We start from the raw sequence: 17,978 nt of genomic DNA, 5'->3' as shown, positions 1-17,978 counted from the left end.
ATGTCATGCCGGTTCGCAGAGATTGGAGTGGCGTGAAAGATTGGGATTGTAATACGGGTCGCGCGCAATAATGGCCTGCCAGCGATGGGAGAACCGTTCCGTGTCCACTGAATCGGCCGCGCTGCGGGGTGCGCTGCGTGATTCAAAATGACGCAGACGCGCGAACGGTGTGTAGACGACCCGTTGGCCGGTTTCGAGCGCGCGCAGACAGAAATCCACGTCGTTGAAATCGATCGGATAGCGCTCGTCGAACCCCCCGATCCGGTTGAACAGCCTGCGCCGGAAGGCCATGAAAGCGCCAGTTACTGCGGCATAGTTGCGCATCACATGGGTAAAGCCATTGTAGCCGATATAAGCATCGTCGGTACCACAGAACACATGGCCCGCTGCGCCGTGCAGGCCGAGTACGATGCCGGCATGCTGCACGGTGTTATCGGCGTAGAGCAGACGCCCACCGACAATGCCGACGCCTGGAAGTTCCAATGGCTCCAGAATACTGTCGAGCCAGCCGTCGTCCAACGCCTCCATATCATCGTTCAGTAATACCACCCGTTCGGTAGCGGCCGATGCCACCGCAAAATTTGCCTTGGCTGCAAAATTGAACGGCGCGCTGCCACGGCGGTGTACCAACACGTCGATCCGGCGGTCTCGCTTTGCCAGGACCTGCGCCATTGCCTCGCCACCTTCATCAATCACCAGGACGAGCCGGAAGTCGGTACACGTTTTGTGTTGTAGAATCGTATCGACAAAATGTTCGGCGTAGCAGCGGCGTTTGGATCCGACCGCGACTGTTTGCTGCACAAAGCGGGTCAGTATGAGCAATGTGACTTGTTCGCTCGGCAGCGCCGGGCGCACTCGATAGCTGCCGGTAAAGACACCCGGCTCGACGGTGCCACGCACACCCAGTCGTTCAAGATGTTCCGCAACCGCCCGACGCCCCGCGGATTCAGCCTGCGGTTTGGCCGCGGACGTTGCTGAGGTGGAACCCTCCACTACACGCCAGTGATACAATGGTGCCGGAACATGAGCGAATTGTGCCCCCGCGCTAGCGGCGCGCAAGGCAAAATCATGGTCCTGTGCACCGTCGAAGGCGCTGCGGTAGCCGCCGAGCTCCAGGAATCGCGATTTGCGTACGCACAAGCAATGAAGCACGTACATCACGCTCATCAGATGCTCGGGTGCATAATCGGGTTTGTAATAATGGTCGCCGCACCGGCCATCCGGCAGAATCTTATCTTCGTCGCAATAAAGTATGTCCGGCGGCGTCGGTGCCGCGATATGGGCAGCATAAAACTCCAGCAGACGTGGGGCGATGCGGTCGTCGTGATCGACCATCACGATGTATGGCGCGGATGATAGCATGACAGCCTGATTGGTCGCCGCCGATATGCCCGTGTTGTGCTCGGCGAAGAGCACTCTGATGCGCGTATCGCGACGGCGGAGAGCATGCAGGATGGCGAGGGTTTTCGGGTCGGTCGAATTATCGTCGGTGATGCACCATTCCCAATTTGTGACCGTCTGAGCGCAAAGATCGGCGTAAAGGTCTTCAAGCCAGAGCGGGTTGGTGTTGTAAGTGGGCGTGATGACTGAAAATTGTGGACGTACCAGGTCTTCGGCAACGTTGCGCGGCGAGGTGCGACCGGGCATGATGTGAGGCAATGCAACGGTTTCGTCGCGCGGCGAAGTAATGACCGGCAGGAAACGACTGACGTCGAGGCCGAAAGCACAGCGCTGTTCCAGCAGATCGCGCAATGCTTTGCCAACCGTCTGTGCCGATAATGTCTCGGCGACATTTCGGCAGGTTTCAGCGAGGGCAGCGCGTGCTTGAGCGTCTCGTTTCGGAAATTTCAGCAATGTCGAGACAATCGCATCGACATCCGGCTCGAACCAAATCGCGTGAGACCGGTATGGTCCACGTTCGGTACCAACTTCAGCCTTTCTTCCCGGAATGAGCAGCGGATAGTCCGTGCCGAGCAACTCCGTGGCGCCGGCATAATCCGAGACCAATGCTGGCACCCCAAGTACGAGAGACTCAAATATATTAAGACCGAAGCCCTCGCTGCGGTGGGGGGAGATATAAAGGTCTGCTGCCGATTTAAGCATCAGGAGATTGGGTGTGTCGAGCACGGCATCGATCACCATGGTATCCGCGGGCATATCATCGAGTCCGGTGCCGCCGGTATCACGTGAATGGGTTTTCAACACAAACAGAAATGAGCCAGGCGCCTGGGCCGTGACACGCTGGACGACTTCACGAAAGACATCGATGCCCTTGCGCGCGGTGTAGGAAGACGCGTCCATGACGAACAAGACGACCGTCCGTGCGCGGTCGGACTGGCGCCGGGGTTTTTTGGCGCTTTCAATTGTCTTCAACCAATGCGAGGGTTCAGCTCGACCGAGTTCGGCCAGCAACGCGGAACGATCAACCACGTAGGGAACGATCTCGATGCTCCGCGCCGTGACAGCCGCGAAGGCGTCCTTGCAGAACGCACTAGGGGTTACGATCAGGTCGAACGCGCCCAACACGGCATTCCACTCGGGACGGGCGACCGGCATTTCCCACACCCAAGCGCCAATATTGACCTTGTGATCGAACAGCGCGCTGCCGTAGCTGTCGAGCAGCGTTGCGATATGATCCGGATTCAGACAGATGAAATTATGACCGAATCGCAATTTCTCGGGGTCGAACAGATCGAATGCACCGCCTGGCCGCGTCGCCCCGGTGACATCGTATTCATCGACCGTGATGCCCGCAGCGCGCATGGCGTCGCGATAACCGCGTGCGGCAGCGCCAAGGCCGCTCGGTGCCGAAAGGGCACCGAACAAATTGACCCCACCGACCGCAAACCGTCCCAGATCCTCCAGATGCAGCGGCCGTGCTGCAAATAAATTGGTGCCCGGTGCCAAACGTTGTTCCCGCAGGCCGTGGTCGCGCCAATGCCCCTCCAGGGCTGCATCGGTTTGATAGCCGTGCAGATCAGGATTGGCGCGACGATAGCCTTCGGCATCGAACTGCGCATTGACCTTCGCCTGAGCCGTAACCCGCCACAGGGCTTCATCGATGATCGGGCGGCCCGCAGCGTCCGCCTGCTGATAAAGCAGCGATGCGGTCTGTGCCGCAATCGCCAAGCTGACCTGCCGCGCTGCACGTGGCCGGCCCGCCAGAGCGATTCGCAGGGAGACGTCGCGCGGGCGGGTTGCCATATCGGCGAGAGACGGATGAGGCAGGCGACCTTCCGCATCTCCGACGACGAGGAAATGCTCCAGGCCGGACCTAATGACCCCATGACGTTTCAAGGCGTGAACATCGGGGTAGACCGTCAGATAAAAATGTTCGTCGAACCACCACAGCCGATCGCCAATCGCCTGATTACCCGCTAGGACGAAACTCCGCTCAGCCCGATAGGCTTCCTCTAGGTTCGGATTCGCAACGTCGAAATCAGGTAGCGTCCCCGGGCGTACGGTTTCGTCGGTCTCGGCGAAGTGGGCGAACCCTGAAGCGATCCGACCCGCCGCGACCGCCGAGGCAACGTCGGGGTTGGCGGCGCAGTAATCCGCTTCGGAGAACACGCCATTGGGTGAAACCTGCTCGGTATTAACGATCTCGAGGTAGAAGACGAACAGATCATAGGCGCTTAGATTGATTATATGTGGAAAGCGGGATTTGTAGAGTTTGACGAACGCCCACTGATTAAACCATGTGTTCGGGACGAAGCGTTCGCCGTCGGGCAGATCGAAGTAGGCTTGCACCGCTGCTTCGCCGATAACCTGGACCGAAAATGAGCGGGCGAGGCGATGCCGCACGTAGTGCAGGTCGAAGTCGAGCGAGGGTAGCCGCCCTTCTGCCGCGCCAAAATCCCAGAAATGACGTTCGACATCGAACAGCGGATTCGATTTTACGATGTCTTTGATATCAGGGTATTTATTGACGTAATAGTGACGACGAAACACGAATTCGGGGATTTTATTCGCCGCCACATGCGGTGCCGCTGGTGAGAAACGAACCGGCAGTTCGGCGACATTCAAGTCCGACGCCGTTTCGCAAGCTAAGGCGAGCGATCGCCTGTCCGTTGCCTTGGTGGAAGTTCCTTTGACAGTGTTACGGTCGGTTGGTGGCACGGATCTTTGATCAGCAAGCGCCATCAGGATGGAAACCTTTCTATGCCAGGGGAGCCTACGCCAGAGGCACACTTCAAGGATGTGCCGCTCTAGGTTGTACCAAAAAGAACATTTTGTTCAACAAAAATTTTATCACCTCAACTTTTTAATATAATCCCTAAAAATAGTCCATTTCTGTCGATTGTGTGGTGCACGCGCACGTCCCAGAGCGCAATAATCCCAAATTTTATGAGATTTTTATGCGCCGGGCCGAAAATCTCCGTCTCGGTTTTATGCGCCACCGCCGATAACGGATGCTCTGGCCATGAGCGTTGTCGCCCGTAAATCGTGGCCGCACGCGCCCTGGCTATCGCATGAAAACCCGGAGGCTAGCGTGCCCGATATTCTTTCAATGTTGATTGCTGCAGCCGTCTTTGCGCTGCTCTTCGTCTACGTTCCGATCTGTGCGAAAGTCTGATTGCATGTTCGATCTGGTGCTGGCCGGCGCCGTGGCGATTGGCCTGCTGATCTATCTGGTCTGGGCGCTCGTCCGGCCGGAGGATTTTTGACATGACCACATACGGTATCCTCTATATCGGCCTCGCGCTGATCCTCGTGCTGGGCTCGGCGTTTCCGCTGGGCGCCTACATGGCCCGGCTATTCGAGGGCAAAATCCGGCTGCTCGCGCCGGTCGAGACCGGCATTTATCGGATCTGCGGCATCGATCCTGCGCGTCAGATGGGCTGGGCGAGCTATGCCATTGCGCTGCTGATGCTGAGCGTTGTTCATTTTGGGCTGCTCTATGCGATCCTGCGCCTGCAATATTATTTGCCGTTCAACCCGCAGCACATCGCCGGCATGGCGCCGATGCTCGCCTTCAATACGGCTGCCAGCTTCACGACGAACACCAACTGGCAGGCCTATGCGCCAGAGAGCATGATCTCGAACGGGGCGCAGATGTTCGGCCTGGTTGTGCATATGTTCATCAGCGCTGCCGCCGGCATTGCGGTCGCGGCCGCGCTGATGCGCGCCTTCGTCAGCGGCGGCCTCAAGACACTCGGCAACGTCTATGTCGATATTGTGCGGATCACCCTGTATCTTCTGCTACCCGTCGCGCTGGTTGCCGCGGTCGTGCTGCTGATTGCCGGCATCCCGATGACATTCGATGCCTTCCCCACGGTTCACACTTTGGCGGGCGGCACGCAGACCATTGGGCGCGGCCCCCTCGCTTTGCAGGAGGCGATCAAGGAACTGGGTACCAATGGCGGCGGGTTCTTTAACGCCAACTCGTCCCATCCGTTCGAAAATCCGAACGCCCTTACCAACCTGTTCGAAATCTGGCTGCTGCTGGTGATCGGCTTCGCCCTGCCGATCGCCTTCGGCCATATGGTTGGCCGCAAACGCGAGGGCATCGCGCTGTTCGCGGCCATGGCGCTTATCCTCGGTCTCGCGATGGTCGGTGATTATGCCGCCGAAGCCGCCAACAACCCCATCCTGGTCCACGCCGGCGTCATGGCCAAACCGGGTAACATGGTTGGCAAGGAGATGCGCTTCGGCATCGCGCAATCCACCACGTTCAACACCGCCGCCACCGGCACCTCGACCGGCGCGGTCAACTCCGTGACCGACAGCTACACGCCGCTCGGCGGCCTGATCCCGATGTTTCTGATGCAACTCGATGAAGTCGCACCAGGCGGCGTCGGCTCGGGTCTGTACGGTATGGTCCTGTTCGCGCTGCTCGCGGTGTTCGTCGCCGGGCTGATGGTCGGGCGAACGCCGGAATATCTCGGCAAGAAGGTACAATCCAGGGAGATCAAGCTCGCCATGCTGGCGGTCCTGATCCAGACGATGTTCATCCTCGCCGGTGCCGGATTTTCGCTGTTGACCAAATCCGGGCTCGGCTCGCTCGACAACGCCGGGCCGCATGGCCTGACCGAGATGCTCTATGGCTGGACCTCGGCCACCGAAAACAACGGCTCCGCCTTCGCCGGCCTGTCGGCCAATACACCGCTACTCGATTACGGGCTCGGTCTGGCCATGCTGTTCGGCAGATTCGCGGTGTTGATCCCGGTGCTGGCGATCGCGGGTTCGCTCGCGCTGAAGCCGAAACTGCCGCAATCGACCGGCACCTTCCCGACCGATGGGCCGCTGTTCGTCGGCCTGCTGATCGGCGTGATCATCATTCTGGGTGGCTTGCAGTTCATGCCGGCCGACACGCTGGGTCCGCTCGCCGAGCATTACCTGATGCTCGCCGGCAAGACCTTCTGAGATAGAGAGCAAAACCATGTCCAATCAAGCCGATACGATCGGCCTGTTCGATCGCGCCATTCTGATCCGCGCCACCGGCGATGCGGTGCTGAAACTCAACCCGCGCCAATTGATCCGTAATCCGGTGATCTTCACGACCGAAATCATCGCGCTGCTGGTGACGGTGGTCGGTGTGCATGAGGTGGTCATCGGCCAGGCCGCCGCCTTCTCGCTCGTCATCGCGATCTGGCTATGGATCACCGTGCTGTTCGCAACTTTCGCCGAAGCCGTGGCCGAAGGCCGCGGGCGGGTGCGGGCCGATGCGCTGCGGCGCGCCCGGTCCGACACCATGGCCAAGCTTATCCTCGATCCGCGCGACCGCACCCTGTTCAAGCCGACCCCGGCGCCGGAGCTGCACAAGGATGATCTCGTCCTGGTCGAGACCGGCGACATCATCCCCTCGGATGGCGAGATCATCGAAGGGATCGCGAGCGTGAACGAAAGTGCCATCACCGGCGAATCCGCCCCGGTGATCCGCGAGGCCGGCGGCGATCGCTCGGCCGTCACGGGGGGCACGCAGGTGGTGTCGGATTTTCTGGTCATCCGCATCACCGCCGAACCGGGTTCGACCTTCCTCGATCGGATGATCGCCCTGGTCGAAGGGGCGGAGCGGCGCAAGACGCCGAACGAGATCGCGCTCGATATCCTGCTCGCCGGCCTCACGTTGATTTTCGTGATCGCGGTGGCGACGCTGCCGGGGTTCGCCGCCTATTCGCACACCCATCTGTCGATCGCGGTGCTCGCCGCGCTGTTCGTCTGCCTGATCCCGACCACGATCGGCGGTCTGCTCTCCGCCATCGGCATCGCGGGGATGGATCGTCTGATCCGCTTCAACGTGGTCGCCACATCGGGCCGCGCCGTCGAAGCTGCCGGCGATGTCGATGCTCTGCTGCTCGACAAGACCGGCACGATCACCTTCGGCAACCGCATGGCCTCAGCGATCTATCCGGTGCCGGGCGTCGATGAGCGGTTGCTGGCGGAAGCGGCGGCTTTCGCATCGCTGGGTGACGAAACGCCGGAAGGCCGCTCGATCGTGACACTGATGCGCGACCGCTACCAGATCGAAACAAAACTGCCGACGAATGCAACACTGGTGCCGTTCAGTGCCAACACGCGGGTCTCCGGCATCGATTCCGGCGGCAGATCCTGGCGCAAGGGTGCGGTCGACTCAGTGCTGAAACTCGCCGGCGGCATACCGCCCGCGGCATTCACCGAAGCGGTCTCGCGCATCGCCCGCGCCGGTTCGACCCCGCTGGCCCTGGCGGTGGACGGCCAGTTGCTCGGCGCGATTGAACTGAAGGACATCGTCAAACCCGGCATCAAGGAGCGCTTCGCCGATCTGCGCCGCATGGGCATTCGCACCATCATGGTCACCGGCGACAACCGCATCACCGCCGCCGCCATCGCCGCCGAAGCGGGGGTGGACGACGTGATCGCCGAAGCGACGCCGCAGGACAAGCTCGGCTACATCCGCAAGGCGCAGGAGGAAGGCCGCCTGGTCGCCATGTGCGGCGACGGCACCAACGATGCGCCGGCCCTGGCACAAGCAGATGTCGGCGTCGCGATGCAGACCGGCACCCAGGCCGCGCGCGAGGCCGGCAACATGGTCGACCTTGATAGCGATCCGACCAAGCTGATCGAAATCGTCGAAATCGGCAAGCAATTGCTCATCACCCGCGGTGCGCTCACGACGTTTTCGATCGCGAACGACATCTCGAAATACTTCGCCATCCTGCCGGCAATTTTTGTCGCCACCTATCCGGGTCTGCAGGCGCTCAACGTCATGGGCCTGACCTCGCCGCGGAGCGCCATTTTATCGGCGGTGATCTTCAACGCGCTGATCATCGTGGTGCTGGTACCGCTCGCGTTGCGCGGCGTGAAGTTCCGCGCGGTGGGCGCGGCCGCGCTGCTGCGGCGCAACCTGCTGGTCTACGGGCTGGGCGGCATCGTCGCGCCCTTCGTCGGGATCAAGGCGATCGACATGATCCTCACTGCATTTCATATCTTTACCTGATCGGACCATCGCCATGTTACGTGAAATTCGCCCCGCGCTTTCGCTCGTCCTGTTGTTCACCCTCATCCTCGGCGTCGCGCTGCCCGCCGCCTTCACCGGTCTCGCCCAGGCGGTGTTTCCATTCCAGGCCAACGGCAGCCTGCTCGAACGCAACGGCCAGATCATCGGCTCCGCGCTGATCGGCCAGAATTTTGCCGGTCCGACCTGGTTCACCCCGCGCCCCTCGGCACTGAGCGGCACCGATGCCAAGGGCAAAACCATTGCCACCCCATACGACGCGTCGGAATCCGGGGGCTCATCCTCCGGCCCGACCAACGCCGGCATGTTCGGCAACGTCAAATCCCGCATCGCCGCCTATCTGAAGGCCTACGGCCCCGGCCCGGTGCCCGATGACGCGGTGACCACCAGCGGTTCCGGCCTCGATCCCGACATCTCGCTCGAAAACGCTCTGCGGCAAGCCCCGGCAATCGCCATAGCGCGCAAACTGCCCCCGGCCACAGTGACCGCGCTGGTCAATCGCCTTGCGGCGCACCGCCTGCTCGGCGTGATCGGCACCGATCATGTCAACGTCCTGAAGCTCAACCTTGCCTTGAGTCGCATGAGCGCGCCATGATCGGGTCCCATGGCATCCCCGGATACCGAGCACCGGCCCGATCCTGATGCGCTGCTGGCGGCCGCCGCCAGCGAACATCACGGCAGGCTGAAAATCTTTCTCGGTGCCGCCCCCGGCGTCGGCAAGACGTGGGAGATGCTCGCCGCCGCCCGGCAGAAACGCCATGAAGGCGTCGATGTGCTGGCCGGGCTGATTGAAACCCATGGGCGCGCCGAAACCGCCGCGCAACTGGGCGATCTGCCGGTGTTGCCGCGCCGGCAGGTGCCCTATCGGGGGCATGTGCTCGCGGAATTCGACCTTGAAGCAGCGATCGCGCGGCGCCCGGGTCTGCTGCTGGTCGATGAACTTGCCCACACCAACGCGCCGGGCTTGCGCCACACCAAACGCTGGCAGGATGTTGCCGACGTGCTGGAAGCCGGCATCGATGTCTGGACCACGCTGAACGTCCAGCATCTGGAAAGCCTGAACGATCAGGTCGCCCGCATCACCGGCGTGCGCGTGGCAGAAACGCTGCCGGATACGGTGCTCGGCCTCGCGTCCGAAATCGAACTGATCGATTTGCCGCCGGCGGAGTTGCGCGTCCGCCTCGAACAGGGCCGCATCTACCGGCCGGATCTTGCCCGCCGCGCCCTCGATGGATTCTTCCGCCCGGGCAACCTTGCGTCGCTGCGCGAAATGGCGCTACGGCGGGTGGCCCAGCACGTCGATCGCGACATCGCCAGCTACATGCGCTCCCGCGCCATCGCCGGCCCGTGGCCTGCCGCCGAGCGCGTGATGGCGGTGGTCGAAACCGGCCCGGCCGCCGAGCAGGTCGTGCGCTACGCCGCCCGCCTGGCCGATGCGCTGCGCGCCCCGCTGCTTGCGTTTCACGCGGAAACCCAAGCCGGCGGCGGCGTCCAATCCGCTCTCGACCTCACGATCCAGCTCGGCGGCACGGTTGAAACCAGCACCAACGCCGACGCAGCAACCGCCGCGCTGGATGTCGCCGCGCGCCAGAACGTCGCGCATATCGTGGTGGCGCGCGGGCCCGTCGGCTTCTGGCGGCCACGCCCCCTAGCCGCCCGGCTCGGCCGCCGGGCGCGCGCCTATTCCGTCTATGTCGTGCCCGATCCCGCAGCCCGGCCGGCCGCACCGAAGCTGGAACGGCCGCGCGAGAGTCTGGCACCCTACGCGATCAGCCTCGGCGGGATGGGGCTCGCCACACTGCTCGGATTTCTGCTGCGCGACTATGTGCCGCATGACGCAATGGGCTTCGTATTCACCGGCATCGTGGTCGGCGTCGCGAGCCGATATGGCCGGCGCCTCGGCCTGTTTGCCGCCGTTGCGAGCTTCCTGCTGTGGAATTTCTTCTTCCTGCCGCCGGTATTTACCCTGTCGGTCGGCGACCCGCGCGACGTGGTGGCACTCGTCGTGTTCCTCGCGGTCGGCCTGCTGACCGGCACGCTCGCCGGACGCGTGCGGATCGAGGCGGAAGCGGCGCGTAGCCGGATCGATGCGCTCCGCCGCGTCGCGCTGTTCGGCCGCACCCTGGCCCAGGCAATCGATGAAACCAGCCTGCGCGCCGCGATCGAAACCGAAGCTGCCGCCCTGGCCGACCGCGCCGTCGTGCTGATGGCCGTGCGCAATACGCTTGCCGTGGCACCGCAACTCGATGAACCGGCGCAGGCCGCCGCCGAATTCGCCTATGTCAACCGCGTCGCCACCGGTGCCGGCACCATCACCCTGCCCTCCGTGCCGTGGCGCTTTCTGCCGCTTGCGACCGAAGCGGGCGTGATCGGCGTGCTCGGCGTACAACCGAAGTCGCCGATCACCGAACCACTGGTCCAGGCGCTCGGCGCCTTGGCCGACCAATCCGCCATGGCGACCGAACGGCTGCGCCTCGCCGCCCGCGCCGCCGAAGCCAACGCTCAGGAATCCACCCAGAAGCTGCGCACAGCGCTGCTGTCGTCGCTGTCGCACGATCTGCGCACGCCGCTCACCGGCATCCGGGGGGCCGCGGAAACGCTTGCGGCTTCGGGCACCAGCCTGACCGAGGCGGTGCGCGCCGACCTGCTCGCCAGCATCGTGCAGGACGTCGGCCGGATGACCCGCTTCCTCGCCAACATCACCGGCATGGCACGGATCGAGACCGGCGAGATCATCGCGCGGCGCGAAACCATCGACCTCATGGCGTTGATCGAAGCTGCGGTGTCACGCGTGCCGGAGGCGTTCCACGCCGCGGTCAATCTGCCGGGCAATGCGCGATCGGTTCTCGCCGACCCCGCGCTGCTCGAACAAGTGTTGGTCAACCTGCTCGAAAACGCGATCAAATACGCGCCGGACGGCTCGGCCATCACCATCCGCAGCCAGCGCGACTCCAGCATGATCGCCATATGGGTCGCCGATGAAGGGATCGGCATCGATGCCGCCGACCTGCCACACGTGTTCGACAGTTTTTTCCGCGCCGCTCGCGGCGACCGCATCGCACCGGGTACCGGACTCGGCCTCGCAATCGCGCGCGCCTTCGTGGAAGCCATGGGCGGCACGATCATCGCAACATCGCCTCGTCCCGACCTGCCGCGCGATGGCCTGCCGGGTACGGTGGTGACGCTTCGCCTATCCGCGCTGTAGCGCGAGCACCCGGAGCGACCAACTGGTTACCCGAACGGCACCAGCTTGCGCCGTTCGGTATCCCAGAGCGCGAGGCGCGCGCATTTCAGGCTGGCCCAGAAGGTCAGCCGTGGCGCTTGCTGAAACGCCGGGTTCGCCTCGTGACAGGCGCGCAGCCGGTAGTTGGGAATGCGGCTCGACAAATGATGGATGTGGTGAAACCCGATATTGCCGGTCATCCAGTGCAGCACGCGGGGTAGATCGTAAAACGAGGCGCCCGCCAGCGCCGCAGTTTGAAAATCCCATTGCGGCCGGGACTCCCAATACGTGTCTTCGAACTGATGCTGGATATAGAACAGCCAGACCCCGATGGTCGCGGCCAGCAACGTGACCGGCAGCCACCCGCACAGCACGGCGATGGGACCCAATGTTACGATCAGGGTGACCAGCATGGCCGCGAGGGCTGCGTTGGTACCAAGGACGCTCAGCCAGTCGCGCCAGCGGCGGCGCGGATTGCCGGTGGGGATGCGGTTACTGATCAGAAACAGCCACACCGGCCCAAGGCCGAACAGCACGGCCGGATGGCGATACAGCCGGTATTGCAGCCGTCGCCAGCGCGGCAGCGCCCGATATTCCGCAATTGTCAGGGTCGTGACATCACCAACGCCGCGACGGTCCAGATTGCCGGTATGGGCATGGTGAACTGCGTGCGATGCGCGCCACGCGGTATAGGGCGTCAGCGTCAGCACCCCGAGCAGCAGGCCGACCGCATCATTGGCCCAGCGACGCGAAAAGAACGAGCCATGGCCGCAGTCATGCTGGAACATGAACAGACGCACCAGCAAGACGCCGCCGATCGGAAACAGCAGCATACCCGCCCAGTACCCATGATCCAGCGCCACCAGCATCAGCCCCATCACCGCGATGAACGGGATCAGGGTGGTCGCCAGTTGAAGCAACGCGAGACGTGTATCCGGTTTCAGGTATGGCGCGATCATCGCGCGCCAGGAGACATCTGATGACATGGGCTGTTCGATACATGAGGGTGAAGAGGGGGGAGGCATTCAATCGGGTGGACGGCGACCGTTTTTGCCTAGTCTTGGGTTGTTGAGCGTCCCCATTATAATGCAGGTCACCCCCGCTTGTCGATCAGCGTGAACCTGCCCGCCCCAGCCTGCGGTGCAGCGTGCTGCGCGACACGCCAAGCAGGCGCGCGGCCTCGGAGATGTTGCCGCCGGCGGCCTCGATCGCGCGATGCATCGCCTCGGCCTCGATATCGACCAGCCGACCCGAGGGTGGCGCATCGGCGGCAGGGGCACCGCGCATGTCGAGCGGAATTTCATCGATCATGACATTCTCGGATTCCCCCGCCAGCAGTAACGATTCGACCAGATTGCGCAGTTCACGCACGTTGCCCGGCCAATGATACGCCCGCAGCACCGCCAGCAGATCGGCGCCGAACCGGCGCGGCGGCACGCCGTGGCGCGCGGCCACGCTGGTATTGAAATGCGCGATCAGCAGATCGACATCGCCGTTCCGCGCGCGCAAGGGCGGCACGGTGATTGCGGTCACGTTGATCCGATAGAACAGATCCCGCCGAAACCGCCCCGCCGCCACCTCATCGCGCAGGTCCCGGTTGGTCATGGCGACCAGCCGGACGGCGACCTTGCGCGGCGTGGTATCGCCGAGCCGATAGATCACGCCTTCCTCGAGGGCGCGCAGCAGCAGTGGTTGCAAATCGAGCGGCAGTTCGCCGATTTCATCGAGGCACAAAGTGCCGCCATCGGCGAGTTCGAACCGGCCTGGCCGGCCATCGGCCGTCGCACCGGTAAAAGCGCCTTTGACATGGCCGAACAATTCGGCACCGATCAGGTCTTTCGAGGCAGCACCGCAGTTGAACACGACGAACGGCGCCGAAAAATCAAGACTGCCGTGCATGGCCCGGGCGAGCAATTCCTTGCCGACGCCGGTCTCGCCATGGATCAACACCGGCACGCGGTGCCGCGCGAGCTGCTCGGCGCGTTTGGTGGCCTGCAGCATGGCGGCGCTGGCCCCGATGATGTGATGAAACGCATTGCGGCTGGCATCCGCTTCGGACCCGGCGGGCGGTGCATCTCGTTTGGCGGGTCGGTTGCGGGCCGGTACCACGATCATCGCCCCCACGGTACGATCATCGAGCAATACCGGGTCGAACGCGCCGTCCGCGCGCAGCGGCTCGGGCATCCGGTCGAACCACCGCTCCACCGGCTGATCGGGATCGAAACCGGCAAGGGTTTCACCAAGACCCGGCAGCGCGCCTTTGCCGTTGGAATAGACGATCCGGCCGGCGCGATCGATCGCGAGCAGTTCGGAGTTACCGATCGTCGGCATGCGTTGCAGGCAGCGTTCCAGCAGGCGCACCCGCTCGCGCCCGGTGCGTTCCGCCAGCGCGGTCTCGATCTGGCGGGCCGTCGCGACCGCGAGCGAGAGATTGCCGCGTTGGTAAGTCGATGGCGGGCCCGAAATATCGACCACGCCGAGAATGCGCCCGGTTCCCGGTTCGCGCACCGGGGCGGCCGCACAGGTCCAGCTTTTGATGCCTTCGCAGAAATGTTCCGTGGCATGCACCTGTGCCGGCTGACCGGTGGCGAGGGCGGTGCCGATGCCGTTGGTGCCGATCACGTCTTCACGCCAATGACCGCCTGCGACCAGATGAATGCGTTCGCCCTGCCCCAGCGTGCGGTGGTCGCCCACCGCTTCGAGCACCACGCCATCCGGGTCGGTCAGCAGCATCATGCAGTTCGAACCGGCGAACACATCGGCGATGCGCTGAAACAGATCGCGCGAGGCCGCGATCAGGTCGCGGTTGCGATGGCGCAGGGTCAGGATCGAGTCGCCCTGTGCGGCGATCGGTGCGGCCCGGCCGGTCGGATTGACGCCGAGGGCAAGGCTGCGCTGCCAGGACGACACCACGACATTGCCGAGCGGAATCGCGGCTTCAGGTTCGCCGGTCAGAAACCGCTCCCACGCCCACATCGCCTCCTGGTCCGGCAGCGCTTCGGTGCGCGTCACCAGCTCGGTGCGCGGGCGTGCCCGGTCATGGTCGATCGGCCCGTTGATCCGCCGCTTCGACAATCCGGCCTCCGGTTATGCCCTCCCGAGCAACTCGGCACCGCCGCCCAGGGCCGGGCCGGCGGTCGGGTCGTCGTAGTCGGGTTTATCCGCGATCAGAGTATGCGTGGTCAGGATCAAGGACGCCACCGAAACCGCATTGCGCAGCGCGCTGATGCTGACCCGCACCGGATCGATGATGCCGGCCGCCTCCATGGCGACCATTTTGCCGGTCCGCGCATCGAGTCCGGTGCCCTGGATCGCGGCCATCACCTGCGCCACCATTTCCTCGGGGTTGAAGCCGCTGTTGGTCGCAATCGCGGCCAGCGGCGCGGTCAGCGCATCGCGCAGCAGCAGCGCGCCGGCCCGCGCACCGTTCAACAGCTTCGCGTTGGTGTTCAGGCTCGGCGCGATCTGCGCCAACGCCGTGCCGCCACCGGCCACCACGCCTTCGGCAATCGCGGCGCGCGCGGCCGCCAATGAATCCTCGATCAGCTGGGCATGGCGCTTCTGCGCCACCGGCGTCGCACCGCCGGCCATGATCGTCGCGGTGCCGCCCGACAGCTTGGCAAGGCGCTGTTCGAGCTTATCGCGATCGATATCGTTGGGTGCCAGATCGACCTGGCGGCGCACCTGCTCGCGCCGCGCGGCGATCGCGGCAAGGTCGCCGCCGCCGCCGGAAATCACGGTCATGCCCGAGCCGACGCGCACCTGGCGCGCACTGCCCAGATCGGCGCGGGTGGCATTGGCGATCGTGCCGCCCAATTCGCGCGCAATGACGCGCCCACCGGTGATGATCGCGATATCCTCAAGCATCGCCTTGCGCCAATGCCCATATTCAGGCGGATGAATCGCAGCGACCGGCACGCCACCCGCACGGTCCGCCAGCAGCGCCATTACCGCGGCCGGCGCCACCTCCTCGGCGATCACCAGCAGCGGCTGGTTGCTTGCACCCACCAGTGCGCGGATCTGTTCGATCTCGGCGGCGGTGGTGATTTTCAGATCGGTCATCAGGATCAGCGGATTATCGAGCACCGCCTGCATGCGCTCCACATCGGTGACCATGTGATGCGAAATATAGCCGCGGTCGAAGCCCATGCCGTCTATCACGTCGAGCATGGTCTCTACCGTGGCGCTATTCTCGACGGTGACGATACCCTGCGGCCCGGCCCGCTCGATCGCCTCGGCCACCAGTGCGCCTGTCGCGGCATCGTTCGCGGCGATCGTCGCAACCGCGCGCATTTCCGCCGCATCGCGCAGCGGCCGGGCACGGGCGCGCAAGGCGGCGATCACCTCATCGGCCGCCGCCTCGATCCCGGCGACGAGTTCCACGGCATTATCGCCCGCCGCCATCCGCGCCAGCCCTTTCTGCACCAGCGCATCGGCCAGGACCGTCGCGGTCGTGGTGCCATCGCCCGCCTCCAGATTGGTCTGGGCGGAAACCTCACGCAGGATCTGCGCACCCATATTCTCGAACCGGCATGCCAGTTCAACCTCGGCGGCGATCGACACGCCATCACGCGAGACCATCGGCGTGCCGATTGGCCGGTCGATGATGGCGTTCATGCCGCGCGGCCCCATGGTGCCGCGCACGGCCCGGGCCAGTTGCGCGACGCCACGCCCCAGCGCGGCGCGAGCTTCATCGTCGTGGAGCATCATCTTGGCCATGCGTTTCCCTTTTTATTATTGGTGGAAAGCACTTCTTTTTTGTAAAAAAGAAGCAAAAATTTTTTAGATCAATCCGGTGCCGTCGTTGAAAACGGCACCGGGCCGGGGATCAGTCGTATTTGATGTATTCCATCGCCTCGTCCATGTCGCCGAACAACACAACGGTGTTGTCATCGACCATCACCATGCGGCCATAATGGGTCGAGGTGGAAATCTCGAACAGATAAGGCGTCATGACACGGCCGAGTGCTTCGGAAATCTCGTCCATCTTGAACGTCATCTTGCCTTCGCCATCGATGCGGATGAGCGCCGGCTGGTAGGTCACCGAAATGCCCGGCTTTTCAGCCATCACATCGGCAATCGCGCGGGCTTCGACACTGTCGTTCATGGTCACGCCGCACTGGTGCGAAATCGTGCCCTCGAACTGCATGTCCTTCATCGATTTGAAGATCGTCGCGGTATGAGCTTGAGCCATGGGGTCTATCCTTTATTATAACGATTACTGATCCAGCGTGGCACGAACATCGAAGCCGATCTCAGCCGCGATCGCGCGCACCCGGTTTTTCGCGAGATCGAGCGCATCGGCGAACTGAGCGACCTTGACCCGCGGTTGCGACCAGATCGGCTGCAGATGATGCGCCGCATCGAGCGCGAGCGAGCCGTGCTTGTGCATCCATTGCACCAGGATGGCCCGGTTACTGTCGCCATGGTCCGGGTCGAGCACCAGGATGTGAAACAGCTCGACCGCATTGGCGAGGTTGCGCTCGTAATCACCCTCGGCCGCCGCCACCACCGCCGGTGTCATGAAATCGTTCTGCGCCGCCGCCATCTGCATGACGAAGCCGCTGCGGAACAATTCACCGACCAGGGGCTCGAACACGATGTTGGTGGCGAAATACTGCTCCAGATAGTCGGTCGCCCCCATCACCGCCTCGGTCGCGTGGCGCGTCCCCTGCCAGATCGGGTCTTCGAGCCAATGCTGCTTGCCCGCATCAAGATCGATGCCCTCGATATCGAGCGCGAGTTCGCCCAGATACAGCGTCAGATCCTGCGAGAACCGCAGTTTGTACGAGGAATTCGTCAGGATCGCGTTATTGATCATCTGCGTATAGCCGTAGCGCTGCGCCTGCATCGTCGCCGTGCCCAGGCCGAATTCGGCATGTTTGTACGCGCCGAGATGATCGGACAGCACCTTGACCCAGGCCCGGTCGAACCGCTTCGGCGCACCGGAGCGACGGCCGTTTTCGATCAGGTTGCTGATCATGCCGACAATGGTGGACTGGCGCTGGTAATGGGTGCGTTCCCACTCCTGATCGACCGCGCGGAACTGATGCCAGTTGGACGATTTCAGCGCCGTCCAGGTCTTGTCATAGGTCGGCGTGCCATCGGCGAAGCTGATGATCCAGTCCTGCAGCAGATAACGCTCCGGATCGGGCTGCACATCGACCGTCATATCCTCGTAATGGCTCGCCTTGCGGCCCTTCGGCTCGAAATAATTGTATTTGCGGCTGTCCGAACCGGCGAAGGTGGCGGACCCGGCGGCGCCGGATTTCTGGGGTGACGGTGTCTCGGTGACGCTCATCGTGTCTCTCCTGATTA

At 63.3% G+C, this 17,978-nt stretch carries 12 protein-coding genes; 6 read left to right on the top strand and 6 right to left on the bottom strand.

The features are described 5' to 3' along the window. Positions 1-3 precede the first annotated feature (3 nt). Positions 4-4,026, bottom strand: coding sequence for a glycosyltransferase (locus BW994_RS04515; RefSeq protein ID WP_051657113.1), 4,023 nt, complete (start codon positions 4,024-4,026; stop codon positions 4-6). 397 nt (positions 4,027-4,423) lie between these two features. On the opposite strand from BW994_RS04515, the gene BW994_RS19545 reads away from it, so the two are divergent. The 6 genes from BW994_RS19545 to BW994_RS04490 are packed head-to-tail and all read left to right on the top strand — an operon-like array spanning position 4,424 to position 11,642. Further along, complete coding sequence (locus BW994_RS19545; RefSeq protein ID WP_156038069.1) at positions 4,424-4,576, top strand: hypothetical protein; 153 nt, start codon at positions 4,424-4,426, stop codon at positions 4,574-4,576. Further along, positions 4,563-4,667 (top strand): K(+)-transporting ATPase subunit F, encoded by a 105-nt coding sequence (gene kdpF, locus BW994_RS04510; RefSeq protein ID WP_211252743.1) that lies wholly within the window; start codon positions 4,563-4,565, stop codon positions 4,665-4,667. Before BW994_RS19545 ends, kdpF begins: the two co-directional genes overlap by 14 nt. A gap of 1 nt (position 4,668) precedes the next feature. After that, entirely contained in the window at positions 4,669-6,366 is a 1,698-nt protein-coding gene (gene kdpA / locus BW994_RS04505) for a potassium-transporting ATPase subunit KdpA (RefSeq protein ID WP_029310491.1), read from the top strand. A gap of 16 nt (positions 6,367-6,382) precedes the next feature. Then, positions 6,383-8,419 carry a potassium-transporting ATPase subunit KdpB gene (gene kdpB / locus BW994_RS04500; protein ID WP_029310490.1) on the top strand — a complete coding sequence of 679 codons (2,037 nt, stop codon included), beginning with the start codon at positions 6,383-6,385 and terminating at the stop codon, positions 8,417-8,419. 13 nt (positions 8,420-8,432) lie between these two features. After that, positions 8,433-9,032: a potassium-transporting ATPase subunit KdpC gene (gene kdpC, locus BW994_RS04495; RefSeq protein WP_029310489.1), complete on the top strand. Its 600-nt coding sequence runs from the start codon at positions 8,433-8,435 to the stop codon at positions 9,030-9,032. A 9-nt stretch (positions 9,033-9,041) separates the two neighbouring features. Next, a complete protein-coding gene (locus tag BW994_RS04490; RefSeq protein WP_029310488.1) occupies positions 9,042-11,642 on the top strand; it encodes a DUF4118 domain-containing protein in 2,601 nt (866 codons plus the stop codon). Positions 11,643-11,668: 26 nt separating this feature from the next. Here the strand turns inward: BW994_RS04490 and BW994_RS04485 are convergent, their stop codons facing one another. The 5 genes from BW994_RS04485 to BW994_RS04465 form a co-directional block, all read right to left on the bottom strand. Next, entirely contained in the window at positions 11,669-12,646 is a 978-nt protein-coding gene (locus BW994_RS04485; protein ID WP_029310487.1) for a fatty acid desaturase, read from the bottom strand. 124 nt (positions 12,647-12,770) lie between these two features. Continuing rightward, the gene (locus tag BW994_RS04480) at positions 12,771-14,735 is read right to left on the bottom strand and encodes a sigma-54-dependent Fis family transcriptional regulator (protein ID WP_211252742.1); all 1,965 of its coding nucleotides are present in this window, start codon (positions 14,733-14,735) and stop codon (positions 12,771-12,773) included. A gap of 12 nt (positions 14,736-14,747) precedes the next feature. Then, entirely contained in the window at positions 14,748-16,379 is a 1,632-nt protein-coding gene (gene groEL / locus BW994_RS04475; protein ID WP_029310485.1) for a molecular chaperone GroEL, read from the bottom strand. A 109-nt stretch (positions 16,380-16,488) separates the two neighbouring features. Continuing rightward, the gene (locus tag BW994_RS04470) at positions 16,489-16,854 is read right to left on the bottom strand and encodes an MmoB/DmpM family protein (protein ID WP_029310484.1); all 366 of its coding nucleotides are present in this window, start codon (positions 16,852-16,854) and stop codon (positions 16,489-16,491) included. Positions 16,855-16,878: 24 nt separating this feature from the next. Next, positions 16,879-17,961, bottom strand: coding sequence for an aromatic/alkene monooxygenase hydroxylase subunit beta (locus BW994_RS04465; protein WP_029310483.1), 1,083 nt, complete (start codon positions 17,959-17,961; stop codon positions 16,879-16,881). Positions 17,962-17,978: the final 17 nt, after the last annotated feature.

It is taken from the genome of Acidiphilium rubrum (assembly GCF_900156265.1).
Lineage (GTDB): Bacteria > Pseudomonadota > Alphaproteobacteria > Acetobacterales > Acetobacteraceae > Acidiphilium > Acidiphilium rubrum.
This window is presented reverse-complemented; position numbering and strand designations above follow the sequence as displayed.

Bases quoted from the DNA above. Each gene is read 5' to 3' on its own strand.
- BW994_RS19545 (WP_156038069.1), top strand. From the start codon at position 4,424: ATGAGCGTTGTCGCCCGTAAATCGTGGCCGCACGCGCCCTGGCTATCG.
- kdpA (WP_029310491.1), top strand. From the start codon at position 4,669: ATGACCACATACGGTATCCTCTATATCGGCCTCGCGCTGATCCTCGTG.
- kdpB (WP_029310490.1), top strand. From the start codon at position 6,383: ATGTCCAATCAAGCCGATACGATCGGCCTGTTCGATCGCGCCATTCTG.
- kdpC (WP_029310489.1), top strand. From the start codon at position 8,433: ATGTTACGTGAAATTCGCCCCGCGCTTTCGCTCGTCCTGTTGTTCACC.
- BW994_RS04490 (WP_029310488.1), top strand. From the start codon at position 9,042: ATGGCATCCCCGGATACCGAGCACCGGCCCGATCCTGATGCGCTGCTG.
- BW994_RS04485 (WP_029310487.1), bottom strand. From the start codon at position 12,646: ATGTCATCAGATGTCTCCTGGCGCGCGATGATCGCGCCATACCTGAAA.
- groEL (WP_029310485.1), bottom strand. From the start codon at position 16,379: ATGGCCAAGATGATGCTCCACGACGATGAAGCTCGCGCCGCGCTGGGG.
- BW994_RS04470 (WP_029310484.1), bottom strand. From the start codon at position 16,854: ATGGCTCAAGCTCATACCGCGACGATCTTCAAATCGATGAAGGACATG.
- BW994_RS04465 (WP_029310483.1), bottom strand. From the start codon at position 17,961: ATGAGCGTCACCGAGACACCGTCACCCCAGAAATCCGGCGCCGCCGGG.